The organism is Photobacterium panuliri (genome assembly GCF_059920555.1).
Genome location: NZ_CP197193.1, coordinates 983553 through 995333, shown reverse-complemented (window position 1 = coordinate 995333; position 11781 = coordinate 983553). Strand labels below are relative to the sequence as shown.

At 49.2% G+C, this 11781-nt stretch carries 10 protein-coding genes; 5 read left to right on the top strand and 5 right to left on the bottom strand.

The genetic code is table 11. The features are described 5' to 3' along the window. Both bcsA and ACSF8X_RS20785 read right to left on the bottom strand, forming a co-directional pair. Window positions 1-2247: a UDP-forming cellulose synthase catalytic subunit gene (gene bcsA, locus ACSF8X_RS20790; RefSeq protein ID WP_500851304.1), complete on the bottom strand. Its 2247-nt coding sequence runs from the start codon at window positions 2245-2247 to the stop codon at window positions 1-3. 2 nt (window positions 2248-2249) lie between these two features. Next, on the bottom strand, window positions 2250-2771 hold the full coding sequence (locus ACSF8X_RS20785) for a hypothetical protein (RefSeq protein ID WP_500851303.1): 522 nt from the start codon (window positions 2769-2771) through the stop codon (window positions 2250-2252). A gap of 266 nt (window positions 2772-3037) precedes the next feature. Here ACSF8X_RS20785 and ACSF8X_RS20780 point away from each other — a divergent pair, with 266 nt between their 5' ends. The 4 genes from ACSF8X_RS20780 (at window position 3038) to ACSF8X_RS20765 (ending at window position 8709) form a co-directional block, all read left to right on the top strand. Further along, window positions 3038-3811, top strand: coding sequence for a TetR/AcrR family transcriptional regulator (locus ACSF8X_RS20780; protein WP_500851302.1), 774 nt, complete (start codon window positions 3038-3040; stop codon window positions 3809-3811). 482 nt (window positions 3812-4293) lie between these two features. Beyond that, on the top strand, window positions 4294-6621 hold the full coding sequence (locus ACSF8X_RS20775) for an efflux RND transporter permease subunit (protein WP_500851301.1): 2328 nt from the start codon (window positions 4294-4296) through the stop codon (window positions 6619-6621). A 114-nt stretch (window positions 6622-6735) separates the two neighbouring features. Beyond that, on the top strand, window positions 6736-7491 hold the full coding sequence (locus ACSF8X_RS20770; protein WP_500852140.1) for an outer membrane lipoprotein-sorting protein: 756 nt from the start codon (window positions 6736-6738) through the stop codon (window positions 7489-7491). A 9-nt stretch (window positions 7492-7500) separates the two neighbouring features. Next, on the top strand, window positions 7501-8709 hold the full coding sequence (locus ACSF8X_RS20765; protein WP_500851300.1) for a hypothetical protein: 1209 nt from the start codon (window positions 7501-7503) through the stop codon (window positions 8707-8709). 64 nt (window positions 8710-8773) lie between these two features. On the opposite strand, the gene ACSF8X_RS20760 is transcribed toward ACSF8X_RS20765, so the two are convergent. Next, window positions 8774-9214, bottom strand: a complete 441-nt coding sequence (locus ACSF8X_RS20760) for a VOC family protein (protein WP_500851299.1) — start codon at window positions 9212-9214, stop codon at window positions 8774-8776. Window positions 9215-9248: 34 nt separating this feature from the next. Further along, on the bottom strand, window positions 9249-9926 hold the full coding sequence (locus tag ACSF8X_RS20755) for a type 1 glutamine amidotransferase domain-containing protein (RefSeq protein ID WP_500851298.1): 678 nt from the start codon (window positions 9924-9926) through the stop codon (window positions 9249-9251). 207 nt (window positions 9927-10133) lie between these two features. Here ACSF8X_RS20755 and ACSF8X_RS20750 point away from each other — a divergent pair, with 207 nt between their 5' ends. After that, window positions 10134-10592 carry a dCMP deaminase family protein gene (locus tag ACSF8X_RS20750; protein ID WP_047880374.1) on the top strand — a complete coding sequence of 153 codons (459 nt, stop codon included), beginning with the start codon at window positions 10134-10136 and terminating at the stop codon, window positions 10590-10592. Between the two features lie 136 nt (window positions 10593-10728). Here the strand turns inward: ACSF8X_RS20750 and ACSF8X_RS20745 are convergent, their stop codons facing one another. After that, complete coding sequence (locus ACSF8X_RS20745; protein ID WP_047880373.1) at window positions 10729-11610, bottom strand: patatin-like phospholipase family protein; 882 nt, start codon at window positions 11608-11610, stop codon at window positions 10729-10731. Between the last annotated feature and the right edge of the window lie 171 nt (window positions 11611-11781).

Here is an 11781-nt window from a genome sequence, read left to right as displayed (position 1 = left end):
TCATTGGCGTACATCCTGTGTTGAGTCTGTGGCTTTCGGGCTTCCTGCCGGTTTGGCTGGATCCGGTCGTTGATTGTGCAGCGAGGCTTTAAGTACCGTGGTAAGGCTTCGTACAGATAACTGAATGAAGTTGCCGAGAGCATGAAGAATGCTTTTCTTCTGCTGCTCTTCGAACTGTCGACGGACTTCCCAGCGGCGACTGAACCCGTAGGCGATATCTGTGAAAACGGCTAATGATTGAGTATTTTTATCAATAAGTTCGCAATGGACAGATTGACCGTTGGCGAGATATGTCGCTTGATGGATTCGCATGGCAAATCGGTAGGGTTTCAAATGTGCTTTTTCAGATTGGGATTGCTTGGGTTTGGCGACGTAGCAGGTTAGTTCGACAATATCCCCATGCTGCAGGTTGTCATCCAAATTATGGATTGTCAGATTGGCACCGCTGAGTGAAGCATTGTTAATAGTGGCTGTTGATTGCTTGTTGTTGATCGCGACATGTGCCTGAACGTTGCTTTGTATGCGAGGTTCGATGCGGCGCTGGCGTTTTTCAAGGGTGGATCCCAGACACAGCAGGCTGATAAGAAGGTTCAGGGTATTGAAAACCAGAACGATGGCGAGCTGTCCTTGTTCGATAGGGAAATGGTAATAACGGTAAAGTCCCCAGCACTCGGCTACTGTGAGCACGATGGTTAGGACTAGCAAGGCAGGTGCTAGGCCGGAGAAATGAGTATTCTCCGTCGTTTCGCCCTTGGGAGTCACGGCAAAGCTGGGTTTGCGAGGGCTGATAAGGACCGACAGGACCGGCAGGAACAGAAATAGGGATAGAATAGTTTCGTAAAACTCTGAAAACAGGGTATTACGGGTTTTGCCAAACAGGTGCTGGTTAATCAGAATACTGATGATGAGATGCGGGATGGCATAGGCGACGAAGTCCCCGGCATTACCGACGAAAATTTGGAGATCAAACAGTAGGTATGCCAGCGGAGCTAGCAGGTAAACCACGCGAAATAGCGGGAAGAACCAAAAGCTTGTCGAGTTGAGGTAACAGAGTTTTTGCGGCCATGACAGCCCACGCTTGAACAGGGGATTATTTAGCATGAAAATCTGGATCATTCCCTGAGCCCAGCGCGAGCGTTGGGTGACATAGGCCCCGAATGTATCCGGTGATAGCCCGGCAATCATCGCTTTGTTGATATAGGCGCTATCCCAGCCTTTAGCATGGATATTGATTGCAGTATCGGCGTCTTCGGTAATGGTTCGGGTGGAAATACCACCGACATCTTCTAGAGCCTTGCGGCGAATGACAGCCGCTGAGCCACAGAAAAAGCTCGCATTCCAAAAATCCATCCCTTTGAGGATCCGGTTGTAGAACATTTCGTTCTCAGCAGGCACTTTGTCTTCGATCCCGAGATTACGCTCAATAGGATTGGGGGTGACAAAAAAATGTGGGGTCTGGACAAAACCGAGGTTGGAATTGTGTTGGAACTGGCCGACGGTGTTGACCAGAAAGTCTCGGCTTGGGACATGGTCTGCATCAAGGATCAGTACCAGCTCGCCTTGGCTGTGGGCAAGAGCATGGTTGATATTGCCGGCTTTGGCATGGCTGTTGTCTGGGCGGGTGAGGTATTCCACGCCGAGTTGCTGGCAAAGTGCCTTGAGCTTGCTGGTTCGCTCACGGGCTTGTTTGGCCTGGTGGTGATCCTGTGCATTAAGTTTTTGCGCAGTTCCGCCGTCATCCAATACCCATACATTGACTGTTCCTGGGTAGTGAAGTTGGCTGGCGGCGGCAATCGTTGGGCCGACAACATGGAGAGGTTCGTTGAAGGTTGGGATAAAAACATCCACTGACGGAATGTCTTGTTTTTCGTCGATGGGAATAATCTTGCGATTACGCTGCTTTACATTCACGAACATCCCAATCAAGTAGATGCTGATCCCGTAAATTTCGGTAATAAACAGGGCGAGGGCAAAGGGAATATCGAGACTGCTTTCCCACGGTAATGTTTCATCGTAGCGCCACCATATATAGCGAAGGGAAATGAAGGCCCCTGTCAGCAGCATAACAAGGTTGAGGTATTTTTTTTCGCTCGATGTCATACATAGCAGAACAACCAGCAGGGCGGAAACGGACAGCCATAAGTGGGTTTCCACTGCGACCTCGATGGTTGCCAGATACAACACGGCAACGGTGAGAAGGCAACTGGCCAGCCATTTCATACCGGAGAGTGCATTTAGGTGCTTCATTATTAACGTTCCTCTAGGAAAAAGCTGGGTTTGAGATTGTCGAGCCAACTCAGGTTATGCTGATCTTCCGGCGCGCAGTGGTGAATAAAGATAGAGAGGTATTTGTTCATCCGTTTGGTGTGTTGTTGTGAGTAGGTACAACGATCGCCATTGGGCATGACACTAACCCAGTGCTGGTAGGCCCCGATGCTGTTGTATTTGCGTTCACCGGGTTTTTCTGGAAGGGAAAAGGAAAATTGTGCCGGAGGCTGGCTGAGCGGCTTGTTGGCAATCACTTGGACGATGAGATTTTCGCCGCGCTGGAAGGTATGGTTTTCCAGCTCGGTCCAATACCAAATATCTTGGTTGCGTTGCTGGCGATAGTTGCCAAGCGAGGTCATACCCTGCGGGAAAACGGGTAATTGGTAGTCGTGGATAGGTACAGGATCGTTAAAAGTATGGCTGACAGGTTGGCTGGTCGTGAGCTGACATCCACTCAGCCCGATAATCCCGACAGCGATGCAAAATGATTGCGTCACGTTCATTATATGCTCCTTGTGCTGTTCTAGATGGAGCTATGCAAGAATATGACCATGCTTTTTCGTTTTTTTAATTTTGATAAAACAATGAATTAGATTTTCCATGAAGATCTGGTTTTAATTTTGAGAATTAAAATGCAAAATTTTTTGATACTTCAAAATAGTGATGTGATGCAGTTACTGATTGCTTACTTGTAGGTTGGCGTGAAATAGGTGATATAGTCATTTCATGCTATAAAACAACAGGTAAGTATTGGGTTGCAGGTAGAACAATGGATGCAAATAACGGCATGGTTGTGGCGAAAGCGTTGAGTAAAAAGCAGCAGGCGATTATCGACAGGGAATTTGAGCTGTTAGAAATTGCAAAGAAAGTTGTCGAAAGAGAGGGGTATGCCCACCTGACAATGGATAAGGTGGCGGCGGATAGCCCCTATTCGAAAGGTACTATTTACAATCACTTCAACAGCAAAGAAGATCTGGTGACGGCACTGGGCATTATGGCGTTCAAAAAAGAGATTTTGCTGTTTCGTCGGGCTCTGGACTTTGACGGCAATAGCCGGGAAAAAGTGCTGGCGATGCATGTCGGTTATTCGTTATTTACCCGTCTTGAACCTGTTCTGGCGATGTGTGTGCTTACCTGCCGTACGCCGTTTGTTATCGAGAAAACAGCGCCTGCCCGGCTTGAGCATTTCAATGTACTTGAAGAGCAGATGGTGGCGATTGGCGATGCATTTTTGCAGCAAGGGTTGGATAACGGGGACTTGGTTCTTCCTGCTGGCTACCGTAAAGAGAATGTGGTGTTTGCGAACTGGTCGATGGCGTTTGGCTCAAACGCTCTGATGAATAATGCCACCGAAGCGTGCTGCGTATCGCGTATCGCTGATTTGGACTCGATACTGTGCAACGTCAACTTGCTGCTTGATGGTGTCAACTGGCGCCCGTTGGCATCCGAGTTTGACTATAAATCCTCATGGCTGCGTATTGAGCAGCAAGTGTTCGCCGACGAGGTGGCACAACTTGGGCAGCGAATATCTCCGTCTCTATAGCTTGTGTTGAAGCGGTGACTGGGGAATTCGGGTATAAACACAACTCGTCTACTCTTAGTCGTAGATATCTACCTTGTTATTGACTGTGGCGTTACTCTCCCTCTGCTTTTGTTAGCGAGAGAAGGAAGGGTAGGTTGACCTTTCTATTAGTTACTGAATTCCCACCATATTTATTCATTAATCACTCTGAATGACGCTGTGTTGAGAGTAACTACCGAGCTTTCTTCCGAATTTGAGTATACGGCCAAAATGTACTTGTTGTGATTGTTTTTTGCGCTAACATGACGAAAGGTCAATTTTGACGGTTCGTCATAAATATAAATAACCATTTGTTGAATGGTTTTTTTATCTTCATTTGTGACAAATCGTCAATATTTGGCGGTGACAAGAGGGAGCAGGACTTGTTGCCAAACCGCTTATGCTTTCACGAGTGTGGTTGTGATGGCTGGGCATAACACGGTACGTCACAAATGGAGAAAGTGATGAAACGTAAACTTTTGCACATGCCAGTTTGGTATCCCAAGTTGGTGCTGTTGATGCCGCTGGTATTGGTGGTACTTGCGGCATTTGGCAGTAAAAATTTATTTTTCCGGGGCGATTATCAGATCTTTTTTGATGCCGACAATCCGCAGTTGGCGGCATTCAAAGAAATAGAAGCCACATTCACCAAAACAGACTCATTAGCTGTTGTGGTGGCGGTGCAGGATTCAATATTCACACCTGAACATCTGAATTTGGTCAGGGATCTCACTGAATCAGCATGGCAGACTCCTTATTCCAGTCGAGTTGATTCAATCGCTAACTACCAGCATACCTCTGCCGATGGCGATGATTTGCTGGTGGAAGATCTGTTGCTGGATCTGTATCCGTTCACTGAGGCTCGAATTGCCTATGTAAAAGACATTGCATTGGCTGAACCTCGCCTGCGTGATGCCTTGATTTCCCGTTCGGGCAAGGTGGCAGTGGTCAATATTACCTTGAACATGCCAGCTGGCAACCAGACACAGCAAGTGCAGGAAATCAAACATTTCATTGATGCGTTGATCGTGCAGTATCAGGCTGATTATCCCGCAGTGACTTTTCATCTCGGTGGGGTGATTGCCCTGAATGCGGCGTTTGCCGAAGCCGCCCAGATCGACAGTACGACGCTTATTCCTTTTATGCTTTTGATTATTTTGTTGTTTCTCGGGCTGATGCTACGCACTGTGTCGGGTGTGTTTGCCACCTTTCTGGTGATTATAGCGACGGTTGCCGCGACACTAGGGATCTTGGGATGGAGTGGGCATTATTTGGATACTGGGAGTGTGAATGTTCCGACGTTGATCATGACACTGGCGGTTGCGGATTGCGTTCATATTCTCTCGGCGGTGTATCAGTCGATGCGACAGGGTATGGCAAAGCGCGAGGCGATAGCCCATAGCCTGAGCGCCAATTTTACGGCATTGCTGATCACCTCGGTGACAACCGCTGTTGGTTTCATGATGATGAATGCTTCTGATTCGCCAGTTCTGCGTGATATGGGAACGTTGTCAGCGTTGGGGGTCATGCTGGCATTGTTGTTGGTGCTCACGGTGCTGCCGTCACTGATGATGCTTTTGCCGCTGCGAATCAGCCCACACCCCCAATCATCCACCCCGCGTGCTCTTGATCGCTTTGCCAATGTGGTGATCCGCTTTCACCGCCTGATTTTGCCGGTTTCATTGGTAGTGGTTGTGGCGAGTGCCTTTCTGATGGTGCAAAACAAAATCGAGGATGATTCGGTCGAATATTTTGATACGAGCAATAGCTTCCGTCAGGCTGCTGATTTTATGGCGGCCAATATCAGCGGGATGAACAATATCAGTATCGCGGTGAAATCAGGTCAGCCTCAGGGGATGAATAGCCCCGCCTTTATCAAGACACTGGATGGATTTACGCGGTGGTTACGGGATCAACCCGAAACGGATCATGTTGCCAGCTTGGCCGATACATACCGGCGCTTGAATATGAACATGCATGGCGATGATAGTAAGCAATATCGCCTGCCGAATGAGCAGGACTTGGCGGCGCAATATATGTTGCTTTACGAGATGTCCCTGCCATATGGGCTTGATTTGAATAATGAAATCAATATCGACAAGTCCTCGGTCAAGCTAGTGCTGACCACGGAAAACCTCAATAGCAAGGAAATGGTGGCGCTGGAGGCGCGGATCTACCAATGGTTTGCCGACAATGCGCCTCAATATGACGTGGTAGCGTCGAGTCCGACATTGATGTTCTCTCATATTGGTGAGGTGAATATGGCGAGTATGTTGAAGACCTTGCCGATTGCCTTGGTGCTGATTTCTATCTTGCTGATTGTGGCGTTGCGTTCGCTGCGGCTGGGGTTGATCAGTTTGGTGCCGAATCTGGTTCCGGCGGTGGTTGGTTTTGGGATCTGGGCGTTGATATCCGGCGAGATCAACCTCGGGCTGTCGGTGGTGGTGACATTGACTCTGGGGATTGTGGTCGATGATTGCGTCCATTTTCTTACTAAATACCAACATGCACGGCGACAAGGGCACGATGCGGAAGGCGGGATTCGCTATGCCTTCGGCACTGTTGGACGAGCACTGTGGATCACGACCGTGGTGCTGGTGGCTGGCTTTAGCGTGCTTGGGATGTCGAGCTTTAGGCTGAATTCAGATTTGGGGCAGCTCAGTGCGCTGGTCATTATGGTGGCATTGATCGTTGATTTTTTCTTGTTGCCAGCGTTGCTGTTGATGTTTGACCGCAAGGCCTATCAAGGCGAAACCGAAAAGGACAAGCCGGCGTTAGTTGCGTCGCTATAGATACTGTATCAGCCCTGCGGGTGGCGATGTTACTCGCAGGTGATGGAATGAAGATATAAGACAGGAAGGAGAGCTCAAATGTGGAACCCAATAGTGTGGTTGAGTGTGATTGGTATGTTATTTGCCATGCCGGTTATCGCCCAGCAAGTGACGGGTATCGATCAGGGACTGGCTATAGCCAAGGAGCGCAAAGCGAGAGACATTGGATGGGGAGACTCGATTTCAGAGCTGAGCATGTTGCTGAAAAATGCCCAGGGGGAGACCAGTGATCGAAAGCTGAGAATAAAGAGCCTAGAGGTTGATGGGGATGGCGATAAAGGGTTGACGGTATTTGATGAGCCCCGTGACGTTAAGGGCACGGCGTTTCTCAATTACTCCCATACCCATAAGGCTGATGATCAGTGGCTATATATGCCAGCCTTGAAACGGGTGAAGCGGATTTCTTCTCGCAATAAGTCGGGCCCGTTTATGGGCAGTGAATTTGCCTATGAGGATCTCAGCTCATTCGAGTTGGAGAAATATACCTTCAATTATCTTGGTGACGAAACGGTAGCAGGGGAGTCGACCTATTTAATCGAGCAGATCCCAACCGATCAATATTCCGGCTATACCCGCCAGTTAGTGTGGCTGGATAAGACCCACTACCGTCCGCTGAAAATGGAGTTTTATGATCGCCGCAAAGCATTGTTGAAAACATTGATCTTCTCGCAGTACCAGCAGTATCTCGGCAAGTACTGGCGTGCTCACAAGATGACGATGGTCAACCACCAGACAGGCAAAGAAACGGTACTGAGCACCCACCAGCTAATGTTCAATACCGGGCTTACCGATAGAGATTTTAGCCAGCAAAGTCTGAAGCGGTCGAGGTAGGTGATGGGGATGTCACGACAGGGGTATTGGCTCTCGGCATTGATAGCGTTTACCCAACCGCTAGTAGCACAGGCCGCAGGAGAAGCAACGTGGCTACCGCAGGAGATGAGAGGTCGGCTTGCGGTTGAACACCGCCAGTTCTTTGCAACCGGTACTCACGGGCAAGACACCGTACAGCCTTCAGTGGTTATTGAACCCGAATGGTATTGGGAGTGGGGGCAGGGTACGCAGAGCGTTAACCTTGTACCGTTTGCCCGCTGGGATGCGATGGATAATGAAAGAAGCCATATTGATCTGCGAGAAGCGATCTATGCCTATTATGGCGAGCGGTTGGAATTGCGGGCAGGGATCGGCAAGGTTTTCTGGGGGGTAACGGAATCTCAGCATTTGGTTGATGTGATTAACCAAACCGATGCGGTTGAGTCGGTTGATGGCGAGGCAAAATTGGGGCAGCCAATGGTGCATTTTGCTTATTTGGCTGATCTGGGGGTGTGGGAGTTGTTTGTGCTGCCGTACTTTCGCGAGAGGACGTTTGCAGGATCTGATGGGCGGCTGACGGTTGCAGGGGTGAACACTGATGAGGCGCGCTATGAATCGTCACGGGGGAAAAAGCATGTTGATTTGGCTGCCCGTTATAGCGTGAGCTGGGATGTATGGGATATTGGGCTGAGTTATTTTCACGGTACGAGCCGAGATCCTTATTTCTTGGTTGAGGGTAGTGATTGGCAGCGGCCCCTAGTGCCTTTTTATGCTCAGATGGATCAGCTGAGTGTGGATTTGCAAGGATTGTGGGGGGATTGGCTGTGGAAGCTAGAGGCGCTTCGACGGTTTAGTCTGGACGATCATAGTGCCGTGACGGCGGGGTTTGAGTATACCTATGTGGGTGTGGCCGATACGGCTTGGGATGTCGGGGTACTGGCCGAATATCTTTATGATAGCAGGGAGAAGCAAGCCTCGGTTGTTGGTCAAAATGATATTTTTGCTGGCGTGCGCTGGGCTCTCAATGATATAGCAGGCACGGAAGTGTTGTTTGGGGTGAGTCAAGATTTGGATGATGCTCGTTCACAGACAGCACGGTTAGAGGCATCAAGCCGTTTGGGGAGTGCTTGGCGTTGGAATATCAACGCGTGGTATTTTGATGCTGATGACGAGCGTGATCCTGTTTATGGTTTGCGCAGGGATAATTATGTAGAGGTGGGACTTTCATATTATTTCTAACCCATTGTGTCTTCTTTGCTGAGAATCGGCCATCCTCAGCCGCTGAGGATGGCCTGGCGCATTGTTACCATTCGCCGGTATTTTCCATCGATAGCCAAGGTTCGGCAAGCGCTAGCGGCTCGCCTTTTTGTAGCAATTCGATAGAGATACCGTCAGGAGAGCGGACAAAAGCCATGTGGCCATCGCGAGGTGGACGGTTGATGGTAACGCCATTGGCGCGAAGGTGGCTGCACAATGCGTAGATATCGTCAACGCGAAACGCCAGATGGCCAAAGTTTCGGCCGCCAGTATAGCTTTCCGGCTCCCAGTTGTAGGTCAGTTCGATAAGCGGAGACATCGCCGTCTTTGCGGTATCGACATTGAGTGGCGCGGCGAGAAATACCAAGGTGAATCGCCCTTTTTCACTGTCTTTGCGGTGGGTTTCAATCAGGCCGAGTTTGTTGCAGTAGAAATCCAGCGACGCCTCGAGATCACTAACGCGAACCATGGTATGTAGATATTCCATTGTGCTTCCTATGGTTAAGTAGCTGAGCAAAAAGCTATTCTAACAGTAATTCTGCAACGGCTTCACCTACGGCATAAGCGGATTGTGGGTTCTGTCCAGTGATCAGTTTGCCATCGACCACGACGTTTTCGCACCAAGGGTCGGCTTTGACAAAATGGGCATTGGCCATCTTTAGCTGATCTTCAAGTAAGAAGGGGACAACTCCTGTCAGGCCTATGGCGTCTTCTTCTTCATTGGTGAAACCGGTGACACGCTTGTTGGCGATGAGATGGTCACCGTTGGCGTATTTTAGATTGACCAATGCCGCAGGGCCGTGGCAGATCGCGGCAATAATCCCGTTTTGTTGGTAAATGGTGATGGCTGCTCGTTGAAGCGGTTCATTGTCGGGGAAATCCCACATTGTGCCATGCCCACCAGCAAATATAATCGCCTGATATTCAGATGGCGAGAGAGAAGACAGGGCCGTGCTGTTTTTTAGGCTGTCGACAAGTTCGGGAGTGGCCAGGAAACGTGCATTGTTATTGTCCTCTTCGTCCCAGCTCTTGGGATCAACAGGGACTTCGCCACCACGAATAGAGACGATATCGACAGGAATGCCTTGATCTCGCAAAGCGAAGTAGGGATGGGTGAGTTCGGATAACCAGAAACCGGTCTGGGTACCGGTTTCTCCCATTGCACCGTGGCTGGTTAGAACGAGTAATGCTTTGACCATGGGCTCCTCTCGATACGTGATTGTTGGCGGCTCCGCGCTCTTATTGGCGGTGTGCCGTCAAGGTGTTCAGGCTATACGAAAGGATAGACCATCGTCTGGGTTAGGTCGTGATTCCTCGATTTTACAAGCGGTGATTGAGTATAGGGGGTTGAGGGAAGGCAGGAAGTTATGCAAAATGGCATAAATAAATAACAATAGGTAAAAAAGATGATATCTAAGTGGGCTGTGCGCTTTTTTCAAATGGCCGAGTTGGTGGGCTCTTGGAGTAAAGACCCATCCACTCAGGTAGGGGCGGTCATTACTCAGGGGAACCGTATTGTGTCGGTGGGTTTCAATGGTTACCCACATGGTATATCCGATAGCGCCGCGACAGATGATCGCGATATGAAATATCTCAAAACATTGCATGCCGAAGAGAATGCGATTTTGTTTGCCAAGCGTGATTTAGCTGGGTGTGATATTTGGGTAACGCATTTCCCTTGCCCGAACTGTGCTGCGAAAATTATCCAGACAGGTATTGCGACCGTGCATTGCCCTGAACAAACGGAAGATTTTTTGTCTCGCTGGGGTGAAAAAATTCAAATCAGTGAGGAAATGTTCCAGCAGGCTGGCGTAACGGTGAATTGGTTGCCGCTTGATGCGCTTAGTACGATCCCCAAAGACTAGATGATCCTTGGTGAAGTGAGGAGATCGTAAGCATTTTCTTTGCTTGTGACGGTTCCTAGTACATAGATACTGACAAAGGCCACTACCATAGTGGCCTTTGTTTTATCTGTGAGAATCATTGGCTAGCGGGCGTGGCTTATAGGCAGAAGTGGCAATTTTCGTCTGACAGCCCATGTTTGCCAGACAGGGCGGCGATGTGCTGCCTGCCAGCTTCCATTCCCATGATATAACCCTCGTTGAGTTGTTTGGTATCCATCGTTAGCCGTTTGACTGAAAACATATCTGGTGGGGCAATAACTCTGACAATCGTCCCTTCTGGTGGATTGCGGATAAACGCCAGTGATGCATTGTAGTTATCGGCCCGGTGGGCCATCGCATCAGCGATTTTGGGATAAGGTGTCAGCAGCTTGTTGATGAGCCACGGATGCCGAGCCTTCGGCATTTGGTAATTGAGGGGGTGCGACAAAATGACGGTAATATCACGTGCACCTCGGCGATACGCTTCTTTTACCGGTATAGAGTCGGCAACACCACCATCTGTATAGCAGCCGCCAGAAAAGCATGGTGGGTGCTTAAAGGCAATGGGTAATGCGGCTGTTGCGATCATTGCATCTTGGATATTCGCCGGGCTGATCCTGTGGTAATTGGCTTTGCCGGTTCGAACATCTGTGACGGTTGCCCAAAACGGGATCGAGTGGAAGACATCGGTTTGGTCGATGGGAAATTGTTTATTTGCCTCGGTCCATAACCATTGAATGTCAACAAGATCGCCGCCTTTGATAAAACGGGCAGGGCTGAAAAATTTCTTTTGGGTAGCCAGCTCGGTAATGACGTGGTAGCTGCGTCCTGGCTGGTTGGCGATGTAGCCTAATAAGTTAGATGCGCCAGCCGATACACCGATGGCAAAATCGTAGGGTTGGAAATTGGCATCCATGAAGGCATCGAGTACACCGCTGGCAAAGATGCCGCGCATGGCTCCGCCTTCTACAATCAATGCCCGGCTGTTTTCAATCTTCATATTATCCCCATGTCATTATCATCAGGTAAGAATACGCTGCTGGTTTTCTTTTTTGTATTCGATTTTTCTTATTGTAGCGATAAGCAAAACCAAACAACCAAGCCACCCGAAGGCAGCTTGGGGTATTCGCAATTTAAAATAAGATGTACGTTGAATCCTGTGGAAGATGGG